This window comes from Mycobacterium scrofulaceum (assembly GCF_002086735.1).
In the GTDB taxonomy this organism is placed as follows: Bacteria; Actinomycetota; Actinomycetes; order Mycobacteriales; family Mycobacteriaceae; genus Mycobacterium; species Mycobacterium scrofulaceum.
The window spans coordinates 416,660-436,352 of the sequence record NZ_MVIJ01000001.1 but is presented as its reverse complement, the minus strand read 5'-3'; the positions used below and the strand labels follow the sequence as shown (position 1 = coordinate 436,352).

The following is a 19,693-nucleotide window of genomic DNA, read 5'->3' as shown; positions in this document are numbered from 1 at the left end:
GCCTGGTCGCCGAGCCCCCGATGAATCTCCGTGCGGCGCAACGGCTCCGGTGCTACTAGGGGGCGGGCGTCATCGAGGCGATGTAGTAGATCTCGTGCCCGGTCGGGTACCCGCCGCCGTTGGTGGCGATGTGCACGTGGTCGTAGTGATTGAGGGTTTCCGAGCCGAGGTCGGCCGTCCAGCTGCCGCCGCCGACGCCCGGGTAGATCTTCTGCCGCCAGATCACGTGGTTGATTCCCCAGCGCTTGGCGTTCGCCAGGGCGTAGCCGGCGATCTGGTTGCCGAGCTCGATGCCCTCCGGGCTGGCGTGGTCAGGGATCATCACGTCGATCGCCAACCCGTTGGGATGCCACGGCAGGGCGTCCTCCCGGTAGCCGTAGATGGTCTTGATCTGCGGAAACAGCACGCTGATGGCGCGCTCCGCCCAGATCGTCTCGACCTGCAGCCTGTTCTCGGACGCGATGCCACGGGGCAGGGCGACCTGGAACTGCTGGCCGGCCGCGGGCGCGCCGGCGGCCAACATCTCCACTTCCGCGGGGCTGGCGGTATGTGGGGTGTCCGACGGGGCGGCGGCGTTGATCGACGCGGCGGCCGCTTTGGTGGGGGCCGCCGCCACCGCGGCCGGGGCGCAGCATCGCGGCTTCGTGTCCTGGGCATAGATCATGCCGGCCGCAAGCGCGAGCGAGCCCAGGATCGCCAGCCAGCGCCCCCGGCCGTTGGCAAACACGTTCTTGCCCACGAGCTGCAGCTTAGTGTTGCAACAGACGCTTGTACCGCGTTTTCAGTCGGATTTTCAGCTCGGGCGAACAGGCCCTGAGCGACCCCGGGAGGGGTCACAATGACACCATGGCCGGCCAGTCCTTCGACGATGCCAATGCGTTCCACCGAGTGATGCGTCGCTTCGCGTCCACGAAGGTGGGTGCGGCGCTCCTGCGCCCCACGGCGCACCACCTGGACCGTCTCATCACCACGGTGACGGGAGGCAGGAGCAGCTTCGCCGGCGTCGCAACCGGTATCCCCGTGGTCATGCTCACCACCACGGGCGCCAAATCGGGGGAGCCCCGCACCGTCGCGGTGTACGGGATCCCGCACCCGGATGGCTTGGCGCTCATCGCGTCCAACTTCGGCGGCGCCAAGCATCCCGCCTGGTACCACAACCTCAAGGCCCACCCGGAGGCGACCGTGGCGATCGGCCGCGACTCCTGGCACGCGACCGCGCGGCTCGCCTCGCCGGGCGAGCGCGACGAGATCTGGGAGAAGGGCCTCGAGCTCTACCCCGGCTGGCGCAAGTACGAAGTGCGCGCCGGCAAGCGCCACATCGAGGCGTTCGTCCTGTCGCGCGATTGAGCCGCGGCGGGGGGACCGGCAAGATCGTCGACTGCCAGCTGCTTCAGACCCAGCTGGCCCGCCCGCGCGTGGTGGCATAGCGTGTGCGTGTCTGTACCTGGCTTGAATCGTTTGTCGAGGGGCGCCCGCGGGTTCGCCAACCTCGATGTGGAGGACTTCCATGAGTTCGTCGCGCTGCGTGGGATGCGGTACGGCCCGTGGGTGAACCCCGGCTGCACGTCGCGTTCGTCTGCAGTTTCAATCGCGCCCGGTCCGTGATGGCCGCGGCGTTGTTCGCCGAGCAGCTGCGGGAGCGTGGCCTGAGCGATGTGGTGCGGGTCTCCAGCGCGGGGACCCTCGCGTGGCCGGGTGACACAGCCGACGAGCAGGCGTGCTCGGTGTTGCGCGCCCACGGCTATCCGGCGCCGGCGGAGCATCGCGCCGTGTCGGTCGGGCCCGAACACCTCGACGCCGATCTGGTGGTCGCGCTGGGTCGCGAGCATGTTGCGGGGTTGCGGGAGCGTGGTGCCGACGGCGACCGGTTACGGTGCGTCGACGTCCGGAATCCGGTCTTCGGCACCGACTTCGAACACGCGTTGGTCGCGATCGAGGCGGCAATGCCCGGGCTGCACGAGTGGTTGGACGAGCGCCTGACCGCACCGGGCTTCGGCCGTTTGGAGACGGCGGTGGGTTTCCGGTTCTGGACGGGACTCCCCGGGGATGTGCTGAGGTCCCCTTACTACTCGGAAATCTCGTGGCCCACGAAATGGTCCACCGCGGCATGCCGCTACCACCCGGAACACGCGCCGCCGGTGCCGGACTGCGAGTGCGGGTGGTACGCCGATATCGAGGTCGCGGATGCGATCGCGCGGGCGCGTGGCTTTCCGCGGGCGTCGCAAGACGTGTCGCGCCTGGGGCTGGTGGATGCGCCCTGGTCGTATCTGGTTGTCGGCAAGGTGGTCCTGCACGACGTGCTGCCATTCCAGCCCCGGCCCACGCAGAAGATCAGTCCCCGGGCCGAATACCGGGCGCGTTCGGGCGGCATCGTCGAGCTTGGCCTCCTCGACACGGCCGGTAGCCCGCAGGACATGGCGTTCGGTCAGGAGCTGTCGGACCGATACGACGTGGAGGTCCTGGACATCAGCGATCGCGGGCAACTTGGTGACTTCGCCGAAGGCATCGGTGTGTGAGAACACCCCCGCTGTCGACCTGCGCCGCAACCGCTCTCGGCGGGTGTTACTCCGCCTAGCTGTTGTCGCCCAGGTAGGCATCGGCCCAGGCGCCGATGATTCGCCCCGCCCGGTGGGCCTGCCCGCGAGCGGTGAGAAAGTGATCCGACCCCTCCAGGGAGACGAAGCTGCGGGGGTGACGGGCCAAGCGAAAGATCTCGCTGGCGTTCTCGATGCCGACCGTGTTGTCGGTGGGCGAGTGCAGGATCAACAGCGGCAGGCGCAGACCCTTGATCTTGCCGCGCAGCTGGGCCCGCCGCACATCCTCGACGAATGCCCGCTTGAGCGTCAGCGTGCGCCCGCCGACCATCCATTCGGCGCTGCCCTCGGCCAGGCATCTGTCGACGACTGCGTCGTAATGCTTTTCGACGTGGCTCGGGTCGACCGGTGCGGCGACCGTCACCACCGACCGCACTCCCGTCGACTGCCGGGCCGCGGCGAGCACCGCCGCGCCGCCCCACGAGTGCCCGATGAGGATCTCGGCCGGGGTTCCGCGGCTTGACATGAATTCGCACGCCTTGGCGATGTCGTGGACCTTGACGGTGAACGACCCGTCGCCCCAGTCGCCCTCGGATCCGCCGAGGCCCAGCGCGTCGAAGCGCAGCATGCCGATGCCGTCGGTGGCCAGTTGCTTGCAGATCCTCGCCGCGGCGGGCGAATCCTTGCCGAGCGTGAAGCCGTGCGCGAACACGCCCCAGCCCCGCACGGCGCCGTCCGGCATCTCGATGACGCCTGCCAGAGTCGCGCCCGTGGAACCTTGGAACGTCACACGTTCGCCCATGCTGACGATCTAACCCGCCCGTGCCGACGGTCGGAAGGCCGACCTACCTGCGAGGATGTTTGTGCCCCCGGCACGAACAATAACCGCGGAATCGAGCCGCATATTCGCAGTTCAGTGGCGTACTACTACGGGTGTGCGTGTCGGATCGTTGTCGGATGCGTCAACTCGGCCGAAATGGAATCCGTTGCGCGACAGGACACGAAGGCCGCTGATGGCCTACCCCATGCAAGACGCCGACGCGGCCCAGGCACGAGCCGACGTGGCGTCCGCGTACAGGTCAGCTTCTGCGGGCGACGTCTTGGCTCAGGATCTGGGGCCAGGTCTCGACATCGGCCGGGATGTGCGCCACGGTGAGCGTTGACCGCGGCATCAGTGCGGCAAGCGATTCCGCTGTCGACATCGGATGCGCCGGGTCACCGACCCAGGCCAGAATCGTCGTCGGCACATCGATTCGTGCGACCGCGTCGCGAGCGGGCAGGTCGCTGAGAGCCGCGCCTCGAAACAATGACGGCAGCAGCGCGTCGGCCACATCGGGAACTGTTTCGGGCGCGCCGACCGTGGCTGGCGGCGGGGTCGCCCCACGCGACGACGCGATGAATGCCCCGACTCCCTCGGTTTCGATCAATTCGGCCGCAACCCGGTAGATCGCCGCCTGCGCGGGCCGGGTTTCCCACGCGGTGGCCGGCACCATGAGCGTGAGGCCGGCGAAGCGGTCCGGCTCGCGGGCAGCCGCGTGCAGCAGCGTGCCGGCCCCCATGGACGGGCCGACTCCGTGCACCCGTTCGCCGGGAAACCATTTGTCGAGCAGCTGCAGAAGATCCTCGGCAAGGCTTTCCCATCGGTAATCCTCCGGGACCTTGCGCCCAGTCGACTTGCCATGGCCGCGTGCGTCGTACCGCAGCAGTCGGGTCCCGCTGAGGCCCCTGCCGAGGTCGAGATTGAGCACCCGGTCACGCGCGCGGCTGGAGGTAAGTCCGTGCAGTTGAACTACCGGATGACCACCTTCGTCGCTCAGTTCAACCGCAAGCTCTGCTCCGGGAACCACGAAAGTGGACATCAGGCAACTCTTCTCACGACCGGACGACTCGCCCCGGAGCCGACCGCGTTGACCGAGCATTCAGGCTAACTGGGGCGTTAGGGTACCGCCATGCGGCTGACCAACGTGGCGCACCTGCGGCTACCCTTCGGGCGACTCTGGGGCTACGACGTGTCGGTGTCTGACCTCGGCCGGCAGCTCCCGGTGTCTTTCGACCAGCGCATACACGTTGGTGCGGGCGCACGACCAGGCTCCTGGATGGCTCTGTCCATTCGGTTGCCGGCGGGGGTCAGCCGCCAATCGTTGGCCGATGCGTGGCTGGCTGTGATCGCCCGCCACGGCACCCTACGAACGGCATTCACACCGGGGGCGGACGGCGATCCGCAGCTGAACGAGATCGATATTCACCCAGGCAAGTGGGTAGAGCATGAGATCACTCCGGGCCAGGCGGTCAACGACGCGCTGCGAGTAGTTCTCAATGCGACGTGCTCGCCCTATCAGCGGCCCTCCCATCGATTGTGTGTGCTGGAGACTGCCGCCGGATTGACGGTGGTGATCGCTGCCGACCACGCCCACGTGGACATGTGGTCGATGCTGGTGATTGCCCGGGACCTGTTGTCGATGCTCGCCGACGCGCGGATCGGACGTACGCCGTCGCCGCAGCCGCCGCCGGCATTTGTCGTGCACACGCAAGCACTGCTGGACCTTCCCGCCGCACCGGACGGCGTGCGCGCGCGATGGGCGCAAATCATCAGCGACAGCGGTGGGGTGATGCCACGGTTTCCGCTGCCGTTGGGTGAGTCGGGGCCGCATCCGGAACGCGTCGAAGTGCGTGACGTGTTCGATGTCGATGACGGCGCCGCGTTCGCCGCGCAGGCACGCGACGACGGTGTCTCGACGCTGGCGCTCGCTGTGGTCGCCATGACTGCGGTGACCCGCGAGTTGGCCGGGGCGCCGCTGCGCGCGGTCTTCCCCGTGCACAGCCGATTTGAAGACAAATGGCACGACTCGGTGGGCTGGTTCATCACCAATTCGGTCCTGGAGTCGGCGGTTGCCGAGCCACACGCCGCGGCCGTCGCCGTCAAAGAAGCCGTGCAGCTGGGTTCCTGGCCGCTGGCCGACGTACTGGCTCCATGGGGTGGAATGCCCATCGCGCCCGGCATGTTCGCGATTTCCTGGCTGGACCAAAGCAGACTTCCGGTGCGCATCGACTCGGTCGGACTCGACGCCCAGTATGTGAGCGCGAGCGTTGACACCGACGGCGTCATGCTCTGGTTCATCCAGGACGAGTCCGGGCTGCATCTACGGTGCCGCTATCCGGACACCGCGGAGGCACGAACCAACGTGGGGGGGTGGCTGGACCTGTTGGTGGCGCGCCTACAGGCCCTGGCGCAGTCCTCGGTTCGAGGACTGCTGCGGGTAGCGGGCCGCACATATCGTGTGCAGCGGGCGACGCGCGAACACGTGGGGGTGATCGCCCAGCTGCTCTCCGACGACGAATTCGGTCAGGATCGCGAAGACGCCGAACTCGAACGCTACGAGGCGGCCTACGACATCGTCGTTCGCAACCGATCCAACTATCTCGGAGTCGTCCTGGACGGTTCCGATATGGTCGTCGCGACTGTGCAATTGACGATCATTCCCGGCCTTTCCCGCGGCGGCGCCACCCGGCTGCAGATCGAGGGATTACGGGTCGCCAAAGCCGAACGCGGACAGGGTCTTGGTACTGCGCTCGTCCAGTGGGCACACAACTACGGCCGAGCACACGGGGCACAGCTGGCGCAGGTGACCACGGACGAGGCCCGCGAAAGGGCTCGGGCGTTCTATCGCCGGCTCGGGTACCACGCCGCCCACGTCGGGCTGAAATGCACCATCTGAGTCCCGTAGCCTCCACGGCGCGCTTTTGCTGGCCGGAAAAGACTTTGCGAACAGTTGTGACACGCTGGTGGCACTGGGGCCCGAACCGGCGTTCTCATTAGCCGAGCTGACTAACGGAAACACCGTCTGACCCGGAAGAATGTTTGTGCCCCCGGCAGGATTCGAACCTGCGGCCTTCTGCTCCGGAGGCAGACGCTCTATCCCCTGAGCTACGGGGGCGCATGGAGACCACGATGCGCCAGTGGGCCCAGACAGACTAACCCATGGTGGTGACCGCTCGACCACCGCAATGGATTCGGGGCGCGGGCACCTCAGCCAATAGGATGGACGCTCGTGACCCCCGCTGACCTCGCTGAGCTGCTCAGAACCACCGCGTCCGCGGTGCTGGCCGAGCGCGGGCTGGACGCTGCCGCCTTGCCGGCGACGGTCACGGTGGAGCGGCCCCGCAATCCCGAGCACGGCGACTACGCCAGCAACCTGGCCCTGCAGCTGGGTAAGAAGGTCGGCGTCAACCCCCGTGAGCTGGCCGGATGGCTGGCCGAAAAGCTGGCCCAAGCCGACGGCATCGCTTCTGCCGAGGTGGCCGGACCCGGCTTCATCAACCTGCGCCTCGAGGCGTCGGCGCAGGCCAAGATCGTCAACGCCGTCATCGACGCCGGTGATGAGTTCGGTCACTCCGGCAGGCTGGCCGGCCACAAGATCAACCTCGAGTTCGTCTCGGCCAACCCCACCGGACCCATCCACATCGGCGGCACCCGGTGGGCCGCCGTCGGCGACGCGCTGGGCCGGCTGCTGTCCACCCAGGGCGCGGCCGTCGAGCGCGAGTACTACTTCAACGACCACGGCGCGCAGATCGACCGGTTCGCCAGCTCGCTGATCGCCGCCGCCAAGGGCGAAGCCACCCCCGAGGACGGCTACGCCGGCGCCTACATCAACGACATCGCCGCGCAGGTGCTGGCCAAGGCGCCCGACGCGCTGAGCCTGCCCGAAGCCGAGATGCGCGAGACATTCCGCGCGATCGGTGTCGACCTGATGTTCACCCACATCAAAGAGTCGCTACACGAGTTCGGCACCGACTTCGACGTCTACACCCACGAAGACTCGATGCACACCAGCGGCCGCGTCGACCAGGCCATCGCCCGGCTGCGCGAGACCGGCAACATCTACGAGAAGGACGGCGCAAGCTGGTTGCGTACCAGCGCCTTTGGTGACGACAAAGACCGTGTCGTCATCAAGAGCGACGGCAAGCCCGCCTACATCGCCGGTGACATCGCCTACTACCTGGACAAGCGGCAGCGCGGCTTCGACCTGTGCATCTACATGCTCGGCGCCGACCACCACGGATACATCGCCCGGCTCAAGGCCGTCGCTGCCGCGTTCGGTGACGACCCGGCTCACGTCGAGGTGCTGATCGGGCAGATGGTCAACCTGGTCCGCGACGGCCAACCGGTCCGGATGAGCAAGCGGGCCGGGACCGTGATCACGCTCGACGACCTGGTCGAGGCGATCGGCGTCGACGCGGCGCGCTACAGCTTGATCCGCTCCTCGGTCGACACCCCGATCGACATCGACCTGGCGCTGTGGTCGTCGGCGTCGAATGAAAACCCGGTCTACTACGTGCAATACGCGCACGCGCGGCTGTCGGCGCTGGCCCGCAATGCCGCCGAACTGGGCCTGGCCCCCGACACGGGGCACCTCGAGTTGCTCAGCCACGACAAAGAGGGCACGCTGCTGCGCACCATCGGCGAGTTTCCCCGGGTGCTGAAAACGGCTGCGGCGCTGCGCGAACCGCACCGCGTGTGCCGCTACCTGGAAGACCTCGCCGGCGATTACCACCGGTTCTACGACTCCTGCCGGGTTTTGCCCCAGGGCGACGAGCAGCCCACCGATCTGCACGCCGCGCGGCTGGCCCTGTGCCAGGCCACCCGCCAGGTGATCGCCAATGGGCTCACCATCCTCGGCGTTGACGCCCCGGAGCGGATGTGAACGTCCATCCCGCCGGCCCCCGGCACGCCGAGGAGACCCGGCACCCCAACAGCCCGCCACGGCCGCAATCTGCCGACGAGCTACTCCGGCTTGCGCCGAACGTGTGGCCCCGCAACATCGTTCGCGACGACACGGGCGCGGCGTCCATCGCCGGAATACCGCTCACCCGGCTCGCCCAGGAGTACGGCACCCCGTTGTTCGTCGTCGACGAGGACGATTTCCGTTCCCGGTGCCGCGAACTCGCGACGGCCTTCGGCGGCGGGCACAACGTCTGCTACGCCGCCAAGGCGTTCCTGTGCAGCGAGATCGCCCGCTGGGTCGACGAAGAAGGCCTCTCGCTGGACGTGTCCACCGGCGGCGAGCTCGCCGTCGCGCTGCACGCCGACTTCCCCCCGGAGCGAATCACCTTCCACGGCAACAACAAATCCGTCGCGGAACTGACCTCCGCGGTCAAGGTCGGCGTCGGGCACATCGTCTTGGACTCGATCACCGAGATCGAGCGACTCGACACCATCGCGGGGGAGGCCGGGGTCGTCCAGGACGTCTACGTCCGTCTCACCGTCGGGGTCGAGGCACACACGCACGAGTTCATCTCCACCGCACACGAAGACCAGAAGTTCGGACTGTCGGTGGCCAGCGGCGCGGCGATGGATGCGGTGCGCCGGGTGTTCGCCACCGACCACCTGCGACTGGTGGGGCTGCACAGCCACATCGGATCGCAGATCTTCGACGTCGACGGGTTCGAGGTCGCCGCACACCGCGTCATCGGGCTGTTGCACCAAATCGCCGACGAATTCGGTGTGGACAAGACGGGTCAGGTCTCGACCGTGGATCTCGGTGGGGGACTTGGGATTTCCTACCTGGGCACCGACGACCCACCGCCGGTGGCCGAGTTGGCGGCCAAGCTGACGGCCATCGTCGGCAACGAGTCGGCGGCCGTGGGGCTGCCCACCCCGAGGCTGGTGGTGGAGCCCGGGCGGGCCATCGCCGGGCCGGGCACCATCACCCTGTACGAGGTGGGCACCGTCAAGGACGTCGACGTGAGCAGCATCGCCCAGCGCCGTTACGTCAGCGTCGACGGCGGCATGAGTGACAACATCCGCACGGCCCTGTATGACGCGCAGTACGACGCCCGGCTCGTCTCGCGGGCCAGCGACGCGCCCGCAACGCTGGCCCGGATCGTCGGAAAGCATTGCGAGACCGGCGACATCGTCGTGCGCGACACATGGGTGCCCGACGACCTGCGGCCCGGCGACCTGCTCGCGGTGGCCGCCACCGGCGCGTACTGCTATTCGCTGTCGAGCCGCTACAACATGATCTGCCGGCCGGCGGTGGTGGCGGTGCGTGCGGGGCGGTCCCGCCTGATCCTGCGCCGCGAGACGGTCGACGATCTACTGAGTCTGGAAGTGAGGTGAACTGTGCCCCGTGACGAAAAGCCTGTCGGCGTAGCGGTACTCGGGTTCGGCAATGTCGGAAGCGAAGTTGTGCGAATCATCGAGGACAGCGCCGACGACCTCGCGGCCCGTGTCGGCGCGCCCCTGGTGTTGCGCGGCGTCGGGGTGCGGCGGGTGGCCGCCGATCGCGGCGTTCCGGTCGAGTTGCTCACCGACAACATCGAGGAACTCGTCTCTCGCGAGGACGTCGACATCGTCTTGGAGTTGATGGGCCCGGTGGAACCGGCCCGCAAGGCCATCCTGCGCGCGCTCGAGCACGGCAAATCCGTCGTCACCGCCAACAAGGCCCTATTGGCCACCTCCACCGGCGAGTTGGCGCAGGCCGCCGAAAACGCACACGTCGATTTGTATTTCGAGGCGGCGGTCGCGGGCGCGATCCCGGTCATCCGCCCGCTCACGCAGTCGCTGGCGGGCGACACGGTGCTGCGGGTCGCCGGCATCGTCAACGGCACCACCAACTACATCCTGTCCGCGATGGACAGCACCGGCGCCGACTACGCCACCGCCCTGGCCGAGGCGAGTGCGCTGGGCTACGCCGAGGCGGATCCCACCGCCGACGTCGAGGGCTACGACGCCGCCGCCAAGGCCGCGATCCTGGCGTCGATCGCCTTTCACACCCGGGTGACCGCCGAGGACGTCTACCGCGAGGGCATCACCAAGATCACCCCCGCCGACTTCGCCTCCGCGCGCTCCCTCGGGTGCACCATCAAGCTGCTGTCCATCTGTGAGCGCATCACGGGCGACGATGGCCAGGAACGGGTCTCGGCCCGCGTCTACCCGGCGCTGGTGCCGCTGTCGCACCCGTTGGCCACCGTCAACGGGGCGTTCAACGCGGTCGTCGTCGAGGCCAAGGCCGCCGGCCGGCTGATGTTCTACGGCCAGGGCGCCGGCGGCGCGCCCACCGCGTCCGCGGTCACCGGTGACCTGGTGATGGCCGCCCGCAACCGGGTGCTGGGCAGCCGCGGCCCGAAGGAATCCAAGTACGCCCAGCTGCCGATCGCGCCAATGGGTTTCATCAACACCCGCTACTACGTCAGCATGAATGTCGCCGACAAGCCGGGCGTGTTGTCCACGGTGGCCGCCGAATTCGCCAAGCGCGAGGTGAGCATCGCCGAGGTCCGCCAGGAGGGAGTGGTCGACGAGGGCGGCCGGCGGGTGGGGGCCCGGGTCGTGGTGGTCACCCATAGCGCCACCGACGCCGCGCTCTCCGAAACCGTCGACGCGCTGGCCGATCTGGATGTGGTGCAAGGCGTCACCAGCGTGCTGCGACTGGAAGAGACCGGCTCATGAGCGTCCCGCACACCGCCGTGCACCAGCCGTGGCCGGGATTGATCGCGGCGTACCGCGACCGGTTGCCGGTGGGCGACGACTGGACCCCGGTCACCCTGCTCGAGGGGGGCACGCCGCTCGTCGCGGCGACGCGCCTCTCGGAACAGACCGGCTGCACGGTCCACCTCAAGGTCGAGGGCCTCAACCCGACCGGCTCGTTCAAGGACCGGGGCATGACGATGGCGGTCACCGACGCACTGGCGCGCGGCCAGCAGGCCGTGTTGTGCGCGTCGACCGGCAATACCTCGGCCTCGGCGGCGGCGTACGCCGCCCGGGCCGGCATCACCTGCGCGGTGCTCATCCCGCAGGGCAAGATCGCCATGGGCAAGCTGGCACAGGCGGTGATGCACGGGGCCAAGATCATCCAGATCGACGGCAACTTCGACGACTGCCTGGAACTGGCCCGCAAAATGGCCGCCGATTTCCCCACGATCGCACTGGTCAACTCGGTCAACCCGGTACGCATCGAGGGTCAGAAGACCGCGGCGTTCGAAATCGTCGACGCGCTGGGCACCGCGCCCGACGTGCACGCCCTCCCCGTCGGCAACGCGGGCAACATCACCGCGTACTGGAAGGGCTACACCGAGTACCACCAGGACGGCGTGATCGACAAGCTGCCCCGCATGCTGGGCACCCAGGCGGCCGGCGCAGCGCCGCTGGTGCACGGCGCCCCGGTCAGCCACCCCGAGACGATCGCGACCGCCATCCGCATCGGGGCGCCCGCGTCGTGGGCCGCCGCGGTCAACGCGCAGCAGCAGTCCAACGGCCGCTTCCTGGCCGCCACCGACGAGGAGATCCTGGCCGCGTACCACCTGGTCGCCGAGAGCGAGGGCGTCTTCGTCGAGCCCGCGTCCGCGGCCAGCATCGCGGGCCTGCTCAAGGCCGTCGACGACGGTTGGGTGGCGCGCGGCTCGACCGTGGTCTGTACGGTGACCGGCAATGGCCTCAAAGACCCCGACACGGCGCTGAGGGATATGCCGACCGTGTCCCCGCTGCCCGTTGACCCGGTGCTCGTGGTCGAGAAGCTGGGGTTGGCCTGAATATGAACACGAGAGCCTGTCGGTGACCCGGCTGCTGCCCGCCGGGCTGGAGGCAAGCGCCGTAGTGTCGGCGTCCAGCGCCAATCTCGGTCCCGGTTTCGACAGCATCGGCCTGGCATTGCGGCTCAGCGACGAGATCGTCGTGCAGACAGCGGATTCCGGCCTGGTTGTACTGGTCGAGGGGGAGGGCGCCGAGCAGGTGCCGCGGGGCCCGGAACACCTGGTGGTGCGCGCCGTGGAATGCGGGCTGCGGGCGATGGGCGTCCGCGCCGGCGGCCTGGTGGTCCGCTGCCGCAACGCCATCCCGCACTCCCGCGGCCTCGGCTCGTCCGCGGCCGCGGCGGTCGGCGGTCTGGCGGCGGCGAACGGCCTTGTGGCGCAGACGGATTCACGACCGCTTAGCGAAGCGCAGCTGATCCAGCTGTCCTCGGAGTTCGAGGGTCATCCCGACAACGCGGCGGCCGCGGTGCTGGGTGGTGCGGTGGTTTCCTGGATCGACCGCTCCGGCGATCGGCCGCGGTATTCGGCGGCGTCGGTGCGGTTGCACCCCGACATCCGGCTGTACTGCGCGATACCCCAAGAGCGCTCGCTGACCGCGGAGACCCGGGTGCTGCTGCCAACCCAGGTGAGCCACGACGACGCCCGCTTCAACGTCAGCCGCGCCGCCCTGCTGGTGGTGGCGCTGACTGAACGCCCGGACCTGCTCATGCCGGCGACCGAGGATGTGCTGCATCAACCGCAGCGCGCTCCGGCGATGCCGGCCTCCGCGGAATATCTGCGACTGCTACGGCGTCATAACGTGGCAGCGACACTTTCGGGGGCTGGTCCGGCACTGATCGCGCTGAGCACGGAGCCGGAGTTGCCCGCGGAAGTGGTGGAGTACGGGGCCGCGAACGGATTTGCCCTCACTGAGATGACCGCCGGCGAAGGAGTTCGCTGGATCCCGGGAGTCACAGTCCCCGGTTGATCCACAGCGTGGCCGGAGGGTTTGCTTGCTTCCAACAAAGATGCGGGCTATCCTCGGACCCGTCCAGCAATCGCAGCATCTGCATCTGCATCCATACTGCCTTGCCGCTAGGACGACACCAATTCTTCTCGTGGACGAGGTTCGCCGCTTACTCCGCCGATTAAGGCGATCACCGTTGCAGAGTCGATATTTGGGTGCACTCGGCGATTTGGCTGAATGCAACGAACCCCCCGGATGACCTGATCAGCGGGGGAAGAAAGGAAATCCGTGACCGATACGGACCTGTTCACGGCTGACGCGAGCACCGACAGCAATGAGGTGTCGAACGCCGTGACCCCAGACACATCCGACGTCAAAACCAATGCCCGGGTTGGCTCTCTGTCCACCATGGTGCTTCCCGAACTGCGCGCGCTGGCTAACGAAGTCGGCGTCAAGGGGACGTCGGGTATGCGCAAGAACGAACTCATCGCCGCCATAAAGGAAATCAGGGGGCAGTCCAACGGGACTTCGACCCCCGACGCCCCCGAGGGCGGCGGCAAATCCGACACCGCCGGCGCCGAAACGGCCGAAGCGCCGGCCGCCGAGGGCGAGCACCAGAACGGTTCGACCACCGACGCGCCCCGTCGTGAACGACGCAGCGCCTCGCGCGAGCCCGGATCGGCGCGCGGCGGCGACGGGACGGACGGCGAGCGCTCACGCGACCGAGAGGGCGCGGCGACCCGCGAGGACGACACCCGCCAGGGGGGCAAGCGGGGCAACCAGGGTGGCGAGCGCGGCCAAGATGGCGGCAACGACCAAAGCGGCGACCAGCAGGGCTCGGGCGGCCAGCAGTCGCGCGGCGGCTCCAACCAACAGGACGACGACGGCGAGGGCCGTCAGGGCAGGCGGGGACGCCGGTTCCGCGACCGCGACCGCAGGCGCCGCGGCGACCGGTCCGGCGAGGGTGGCGACACCGAACTTCGCGAGGACGACGTCGTGCAGCCGGTCGCCGGCATCCTTGACGTCCTCGACAATTACGCGTTCGTCCGCACGTCCGGTTACCTGGCCGGCCCGCACGACGTCTACGTGTCGATGAACATGGTGCGCAAGAACGGCCTGCGCCGCGGCGACGCGGTGACCGGCGCGGTCCGCGTGCCGAAGGACGGCGAACAGCCCAATCAGCGCCAGAAGTTCAACCCGCTGGTCCGCCTGGACAGCGTCAACGGCGGCCCGGTCGAGGACGCGAAGAAGCGGCCCGATTTTTCCAAGCTGACGCCGCTGTACCCCAACCAGCGGCTTCGCCTGGAGACCACCCCCGACCGGCTGACCACCCGGGTCATCGACCTGATCATGCCGATCGGCAAGGGCCAGCGCGCCCTGATCGTGTCGCCGCCGAAGGCCGGTAAGACGACGATCCTGCAGGACATCGCCAACGCGATCACCAAGAACAACCCGGAATGCCACCTCATGGTCGTGCTCGTCGACGAGCGCCCCGAGGAGGTCACCGACATGACGCGCTCCGTCAAGGGCGAGGTCATCGCCTCGACCTTCGACCGGCCGCCTACGGACCACACGGCCGTCGCCGAGCTGGCCATCGAACGCGCCAAGCGGCTCGTCGAGCAGGGCAAGGACGTCGTGGTGCTCCTCGACTCGATCACCCGCCTGGGCCGCGCCTACAACAACGCGTCACCCGCGTCGGGCCGGATCCTGTCCGGTGGTGTCGACTCCACCGCGCTGTATCCGCCGAAGCGATTCCTGGGTGCCGCACGAAACATCGAGGAAGGCGGATCGCTGACGATCATCGCCACCGCGATGGTCGAGACCGGATCCACCGGCGACACGGTCATCTTCGAGGAGTTCAAGGGCACCGGTAACGCCGAGCTCAAGCTGGACCGCAAGATCTCCGAACGGCGGGTCTTCCCGGCGGTCGACGTGAACCCCTCCGGTACCCGTAAGGACGAGTTGTTGCTCTCGCCGGACGAGTTCGGGATCGTGCACAAGCTGCGCCGCGTGCTATCGGGTCTGGACTCTCATCAGGCCATCGACCTGCTGATGTCGCAGCTGCGCAAGACGAAGACCAACTACGAGTTCCTGGTGCAGGTCTCCAAGACCACACCGGGCTCGATGGACAACGACTAGCCGACGACGGGCCGGTCGGCCACGACACACAACCACCCACACGACCCGCCGGCCGACGCCGCCATGGATTATGTCTCGCGGCGACCTGTGCGCCGGGAATGCCGGGGGTACCCCCGGCGTTTTGGGGAGATAGCGGTTGACCTGGCATAATCGACGTTCGACCAGACTGAAGAGGACAGCATGAAAACTGACATCCACCCGGCCTACGGGGAGACCACCGTGCACTGTGGGTGCGGAAACACCTTCCAGACCCGTAGCACCAAGCCCGGCGGCAACATCGTCGTGGAAGTGTGCTCGCAGTGCCACCCGTTCTACACCGGCAAGCAGAAGATTCTCGACAGCGGCGGCCGGGTGGCCCGGTTCGAGAAGCGTTACGGCAAGCGCAAAGGTGCCGCGACGGACAACACCGACAAATAGCTGCGTAGCCGACGCCCGAACTGTGCGAGAGCACAGGCCGGGCGTCGGTTTGCGTTTGCGGCAATGAGAGACACCCGGGGACGAGCGGGGCAGGAGGTGACACATGACGCAACCGGTGCAGACGATTGACGTGCTGCTCGCCGAACACGCCGAGCTCGAGCAACGGCTGGCGGACCCCGACCTGCACAGCAATCCCGCCGAGGCGCGCAAAGCCGGCCGCCGGTTCGCCCGCGTGGCCCCGATCGTCGCCACCTATCGCAAGCTCGAGTCGGCGCGTGGAGACCTCGAGACCGCGCGGGAGCTGGCCGCCGACGACGAGTCGTTCGCCGACGAGGTGACCGAGCTTGCGGCGCGGGTGGCCGAACTGGACACGCAATTGACCGACATGCTGGCGCCGCGCGACCCGCATGACGCCGACGACATCGTGCTCGAAGTCAAATCCGGTGAGGGCGGCGAGGAATCGGCCTTGTTCGCCGCCGACCTGGCCAGGATGTACATCCGCTACGCCGAGCGGCACGGCTGGAACGTCACCGTTCTGGACGAGACCACGTCGGACCTCGGCGGCTACAAGGACGCGACGCTGTCCATCGCCAGCAAGGGCGACTCCGCCGACGGGGTGTGGTCGCGGATGAAGTTCGAGGGCGGAGTGCACCGGGTGCAGCGCGTCCCGGTGACCGAATCCCAAGGCCGCGTGCACACGTCGGCGGCGGGTGTGCTCGTCTATCCCGAACCCGAGGAAGTGGGCGAGGTGCAGATCGACGAGTCGGATCTGCGCGTCGACGTCTACCGCTCGTCGGGCAAGGGCGGGCAGGGTGTGAACACGACCGACTCGGCGGTGCGGATCACGCACCTGCCCACCGGGATCGTGGTCACCTGCCAGAACGAACGCTCACAGCTGCAGAACAAGGCGCGTGCGCTGCAGGTGCTGGCCGCCCGCCTGCAGGCAATGGCCGAAGAACAGGCGCTGGCCGATGCGTCGGCGGACCGGGCCAGTCAGATCCGGACCGTGGACCGCAGCGAACGCATTCGCACCTACAACTTCCCGGAGAACCGGATCACCGACCATCGGATCGGTTACAAGGCACACAATCTCGATCAAGTGCTCGACGGCGACCTCGACGCGATGTTCGACGCGCTGGGCGCCGCCGACAAGCAAGCCCGGCTGCAACAGGCATGACCCTCCTCCGGCGTGCGATCGACTCCGCTGCGGCGACGCTCGCCGAAGCGGGGATCGACTCGGCACGCTGGGACGCCGAAGAGCTGGCCGCGCACGTGTCCGGGACCGAGCGCGGGCGGCTGACCTTGCTCGAGTCGCCCGGTGAGGATTTCCTCGACCGGTACCGCGACGTCGTCGCCGCGCGGTCCCGGCGGGTGCCGTTGCAGCATCTCACCGGCACGGCGGCGTTCGGACCGGTGACGCTGCACGTCGGCCCCGGCGTCTTCGTCCCGCGCCCGGAAACCGAGGCGCTGTTGGCGTGGGTGACCGCACAGCGCCTCCCCGGGCGGTCCGTCATCGTCGACCTGTGCACCGGCTCCGGCGCGCTGGCGGTGGCGCTGGCCCATGCGTACCCCGCCGCGCGAATCGTCGCCGTCGATGACTCCGCGGCGGCCCTCGGGTACGCGCGGCGCAACGCGGCCGGCACCGCCGTCGAACTCGTCCAAGCCGACGTCACCGAACCCGGCCTGCTGGCCGAACTGGACGGCGGCGTCGACGCGGTGGTGGCCAACCCGCCCTATGTCCCCGACGCGGCCGTCGTGGAACCCGAAGTCGCCCAGCATGATCCACCCCACGCGGTGTTCGGTGGGCCAGACGGGATGGCCGTGATCGCCCCCGTCGTCGAACTGGCCGCACGCTGGCTGCGTCCGGATGGCGTTTTCGCCGTCGAGCACGACGACACCACGGCGGCTCGGACGTTCGAAATGGTCACGGGCGCCGGGTGTTTCGAGGATGTCGAGCCCCGCCCCGACCTGGCCGGCCGGCCCAGATTCGTAACGGCCCGCAAAAAGGGGTGCGCGGATGACTGAGGTCTTCGACTGCGCCGCTCCCGACCAGCGTTCGCGTGGAATCGCCGCAGCGGCGGGTGCGCTCAAGGGCGGCCGGCTGGTCGTCATGCCGACCGACACCGTCTACGGCATCGGCGCCGACGCCTTCAACAGCGCCGCGGTGACGGCGCTGCTGTCGGCCAAGGGGCGCGGCCGGGACATGCCGGTCGGTGTGCTGGTCGGCTCCTGGCACACCATCGAGGGCCTGGTGTACACCATGCCGGGCGGGGCCCGCGACCTGATTCGCGCGTTCTGGCCGGGCGCGCTGAGCCTCGTGGTGGCGCAGGCGCCGTCGCTGCGATGGGACCTCGGCGACGCCCGCGGCACGGTGATGCTGCGGATGCCGCTGCACCCGGTCGCCATCGAGCTGCTGCGTGAAGTGGGGCCCATGGCGGTATCCAGCGCGAACGTCTCCGGCCGCCCACCCGCGGTGGATGCCATCCAAGCGCGAGATCAACTGGGCGACCTCGTCGACGTCTACCTCGACGCGGGAACGGCCCAGCAGCAGGCCGCCTCCACGATCGTCGACCTGACCGGACCCGCCCCGCGCATCCTGCGGCCCGGTCCCGTGAGCGCGGAACGGATCGCCGAGGTGCTCGGCGTCGACCCCGAAAGTCTGACCCCACAGGGGTAACCGGAGCGGTTCCCCGGCTGCCAGGTTGGTGCAGTACGGTCTCGACGTGTCCAGCGACCCGGTCAGCCTTGCCAGTGGTTTGCTCGCCCTGGCTGACCGCGGTGCAGGTGTCCCGCTGCGCGAGCTCGCCCTCGTGGGGCTGACCGCCGCGATCATCACCTACTTCGCGACCGGGCCGGTGCGGGTGCTGGCCACCCGGCTGGGCGCGGTCGCCTATCCGCGGGAACGCGACGTACACGTGACCCCGACCCCCCGGATGGGCGGGCTGGCGATGTTTCTCGGCGTCGTCTCCGCGGTCTTCCTGGCGTCCCAGCTGCCGGCGCTCACCCGCGGGTTCGTCTACTCGACGGGCATGCCCGCGGTGCTGGTGGCCGGCGCGGTGATCATGGGCATCGGCCTCATCGACGATCGGTGGGGGCTCGACGCCCTGACGAAATTCGCCGGCCAGATCACCGCGGCCAGCGTGCTGGTCACCATGGGCGTGGCGTGGAGCGTCCTCTACATTCCGATCGGCGGCGTCGGCACCATCGTGCTCGACCAGGCCTCGTCGATCCTGCTCACCCTGGCGCTGACGGTGTCCATCGTCAACGCGATGAACTTCGTCGACGGGCTCGACGGCCTGGCCGCCGGGCTCGGGTTGATCACCGCGCTGGCGATCTGCATGTTCTCGGTCGGCCTGTTGCGCGACCACGGCGGCGACGTCCTCTTCTATCCGCCCGCCGTGATCTCCGTGGTGCTCGCGGGCGCCTGCCTGGGCTTCCTGCCGCACAACTTCCACCGCGCCAAGATCTTCATGGGCGACTCCGGCTCGATGTTGATCGGCCTGATGCTCGCCGCGGCGTCCACCACGGCCGCCGGCCCCGTCTCGCAGAACGCCTACGGTGCGCGCGACGTGTTCGCCCTGCTGTCGCCGTTCCTGCTGGTGGTGGCGGTCATGTTCGTGCCGATGCTGGATTTGCTGCTGGCGATCGTGCGTCGCACCCGCGCCGGCCGCAGCGCGTTCAGTCCCGACAAGATGCACCTGCACCACCGGTTGCTGCAGATCGGTCATTCGCACCGGCGCGTGGTTTTGCTGATCTACCTGTGGGTGGGCATCGTCGCGTTCGGGGCCGCCAGCACGATCTTCTTCAATCCCCGCGACACCGCCGCGGTGATGCTCGGCGCCATCGTGGTCGCCGGCATCGCGACCGCGATCCCGCTCATGCGCCGCCGCGACGAGTACGACGACGGCGACTACGACAGCTAGTAGTAGTGATGTCGGCGATGTGGTACGGTGCAGGTAGAACCCCAAAAAGCCGCACAGATTGCCGGTCCGTCGAAGCCAGATTCGATCGGGTCGGCCGGGGACTCGCGCCGGAAGATACCCCTTGGGCGATTCCGCTGTGACGTGCGATACGCTCGGCGGGCCACCGATCAGTTCGGTCGGGGGACTCCCGCTTCACCAACTTGGGATTG

General features: G+C 68.4%; 17 protein-coding genes and 1 tRNA gene. 14 read left to right on the top strand and 4 right to left on the bottom strand.

Annotation, left to right across the window (positions count from 1 at the left end; genetic code table 11):
* Positions 1-55: 55 nt before the first annotated feature.
* Positions 56-739: a VldE C-terminal domain-containing protein gene (locus BST44_RS01875; protein ID WP_244184701.1), complete on the bottom strand. Its 684-nt coding sequence runs from the start codon at positions 737-739 to the stop codon at positions 56-58.
* 107 nt (positions 740-846) lie between these two features.
* On the opposite strand from BST44_RS01875, the gene BST44_RS01870 reads away from it, so the two are divergent.
* Entirely contained in the window at positions 847-1,347 is a 501-nt protein-coding gene (locus BST44_RS01870) for a nitroreductase family deazaflavin-dependent oxidoreductase (protein ID WP_083174679.1), read from the top strand.
* 197 nt (positions 1,348-1,544) lie between these two features.
* Positions 1,545-2,516, top strand: a complete 972-nt coding sequence (locus tag BST44_RS31625) for an arsenate reductase/protein-tyrosine-phosphatase family protein (protein WP_083174677.1) — start codon at positions 1,545-1,547, stop codon at positions 2,514-2,516.
* 55 nt (positions 2,517-2,571) lie between these two features.
* Here BST44_RS31625 and BST44_RS01860 read toward each other — a convergent pair whose 3' ends face one another.
* Together BST44_RS01860 and BST44_RS01855 are read right to left on the bottom strand one after the other, a co-directional pair.
* Positions 2,572-3,336, bottom strand: coding sequence for an alpha/beta hydrolase family protein (locus BST44_RS01860; protein WP_083174676.1), 765 nt, complete (start codon positions 3,334-3,336; stop codon positions 2,572-2,574).
* A gap of 277 nt (positions 3,337-3,613) precedes the next feature.
* Positions 3,614-4,393, bottom strand: coding sequence for an alpha/beta fold hydrolase (locus tag BST44_RS01855; protein WP_083174674.1), 780 nt, complete (start codon positions 4,391-4,393; stop codon positions 3,614-3,616).
* A 90-nt stretch (positions 4,394-4,483) separates the two neighbouring features.
* Here BST44_RS01855 and BST44_RS01850 point away from each other — a divergent pair, with 90 nt between their 5' ends.
* On the top strand, positions 4,484-6,250 hold the full coding sequence (locus tag BST44_RS01850) for a GNAT family N-acetyltransferase (RefSeq protein WP_083174673.1): 1,767 nt from the start codon (positions 4,484-4,486) through the stop codon (positions 6,248-6,250).
* A 146-nt stretch (positions 6,251-6,396) separates the two neighbouring features.
* Here the strand turns inward: BST44_RS01850 and BST44_RS01845 are convergent.
* A tRNA-Arg gene (locus BST44_RS01845) sits at positions 6,397-6,469 on the bottom strand.
* A 114-nt stretch (positions 6,470-6,583) separates the two neighbouring features.
* Here BST44_RS01845 and argS point away from each other — a divergent pair.
* From argS to BST44_RS01785, 11 genes are all read left to right on the top strand, one after another.
* A complete protein-coding gene (argS, locus tag BST44_RS01840) occupies positions 6,584-8,236 on the top strand; it encodes an arginine--tRNA ligase (RefSeq protein ID WP_083174671.1) in 1,653 nt (550 codons plus the stop codon).
* Positions 8,233-9,651, top strand: coding sequence for a diaminopimelate decarboxylase (gene lysA / locus BST44_RS01835; protein ID WP_083174669.1), 1,419 nt, complete (start codon positions 8,233-8,235; stop codon positions 9,649-9,651). The genes argS and lysA overlap by 4 nt, the downstream gene beginning before the upstream one ends.
* Positions 9,652-9,654: 3 nt before the next feature.
* Positions 9,655-10,980 (top strand): homoserine dehydrogenase, encoded by a 1,326-nt coding sequence (locus BST44_RS01830; RefSeq protein ID WP_083174668.1) that lies wholly within the window; start codon positions 9,655-9,657, stop codon positions 10,978-10,980.
* Positions 10,977-12,059 (top strand): threonine synthase, encoded by a 1,083-nt coding sequence (gene thrC, locus BST44_RS01825; protein ID WP_083174666.1) that lies wholly within the window; start codon positions 10,977-10,979, stop codon positions 12,057-12,059. Before BST44_RS01830 ends, thrC begins: the two co-directional genes overlap by 4 nt.
* Positions 12,060-12,090: 31 nt before the next feature.
* Positions 12,091-13,026 (top strand): homoserine kinase, encoded by a 936-nt coding sequence (gene thrB, locus BST44_RS01820; RefSeq protein WP_083174765.1) that lies wholly within the window; start codon positions 12,091-12,093, stop codon positions 13,024-13,026.
* A gap of 267 nt (positions 13,027-13,293) precedes the next feature.
* Positions 13,294-15,144 carry a transcription termination factor Rho gene (rho, locus tag BST44_RS01810; RefSeq protein WP_083174665.1) on the top strand — a complete coding sequence of 617 codons (1,851 nt, stop codon included), beginning with the start codon at positions 13,294-13,296 and terminating at the stop codon, positions 15,142-15,144.
* A 180-nt stretch (positions 15,145-15,324) separates the two neighbouring features.
* On the top strand, positions 15,325-15,561 hold the full coding sequence (rpmE, locus tag BST44_RS01805) for a 50S ribosomal protein L31 (RefSeq protein ID WP_083170496.1): 237 nt from the start codon (positions 15,325-15,327) through the stop codon (positions 15,559-15,561).
* A gap of 103 nt (positions 15,562-15,664) precedes the next feature.
* Positions 15,665-16,738, top strand: a complete 1,074-nt coding sequence (prfA, locus tag BST44_RS01800) for a peptide chain release factor 1 (RefSeq protein ID WP_083174663.1) — start codon at positions 15,665-15,667, stop codon at positions 16,736-16,738.
* The gene (gene prmC / locus BST44_RS01795) at positions 16,735-17,586 is read left to right on the top strand and encodes a peptide chain release factor N(5)-glutamine methyltransferase (RefSeq protein ID WP_083174661.1); all 852 of its coding nucleotides are present in this window, start codon (positions 16,735-16,737) and stop codon (positions 17,584-17,586) included. The genes prfA and prmC overlap by 4 nt, the downstream gene beginning before the upstream one ends.
* On the top strand, positions 17,579-18,238 hold the full coding sequence (locus BST44_RS01790) for an L-threonylcarbamoyladenylate synthase (RefSeq protein WP_083174660.1): 660 nt from the start codon (positions 17,579-17,581) through the stop codon (positions 18,236-18,238). The genes prmC and BST44_RS01790 overlap by 8 nt, the downstream gene beginning before the upstream one ends.
* A gap of 28 nt (positions 18,239-18,266) precedes the next feature.
* Positions 18,267-19,484: a glycosyltransferase family 4 protein gene (locus BST44_RS01785; RefSeq protein WP_142274320.1), complete on the top strand. Its 1,218-nt coding sequence runs from the start codon at positions 18,267-18,269 to the stop codon at positions 19,482-19,484.
* The last annotated feature ends 209 nt before the right edge of the window (positions 19,485-19,693 follow it).

What these genes read in the sequence shown, in the direction of transcription:
- rpmE (WP_083170496.1), top strand. Translation starts at nt 15,325, where the DNA reads ATGAAAACTGACATCCACCCGGCCTACGGGGAGACCACCGTGCACTGT.
- BST44_RS01855 (WP_083174674.1), bottom strand. Translation starts at nt 4,393, where the DNA reads ATGTCCACTTTCGTGGTTCCCGGAGCAGAGCTTGCGGTTGAACTGAGC.
- prmC (WP_083174661.1), top strand. Translation starts at nt 16,735, where the DNA reads ATGACCCTCCTCCGGCGTGCGATCGACTCCGCTGCGGCGACGCTCGCC.
- BST44_RS01860 (WP_083174676.1), bottom strand. Translation starts at nt 3,336, where the DNA reads ATGGGCGAACGTGTGACGTTCCAAGGTTCCACGGGCGCGACTCTGGCA.
- thrC (WP_083174666.1), top strand. Translation starts at nt 10,977, where the DNA reads ATGAGCGTCCCGCACACCGCCGTGCACCAGCCGTGGCCGGGATTGATC.
- BST44_RS01850 (WP_083174673.1), top strand. Translation starts at nt 4,484, where the DNA reads ATGCGGCTGACCAACGTGGCGCACCTGCGGCTACCCTTCGGGCGACTC.
- BST44_RS01790 (WP_083174660.1), top strand. Translation starts at nt 17,579, where the DNA reads ATGACTGAGGTCTTCGACTGCGCCGCTCCCGACCAGCGTTCGCGTGGA.
- BST44_RS01870 (WP_083174679.1), top strand. Translation starts at nt 847, where the DNA reads ATGGCCGGCCAGTCCTTCGACGATGCCAATGCGTTCCACCGAGTGATG.
- prfA (WP_083174663.1), top strand. Translation starts at nt 15,665, where the DNA reads ATGACGCAACCGGTGCAGACGATTGACGTGCTGCTCGCCGAACACGCC.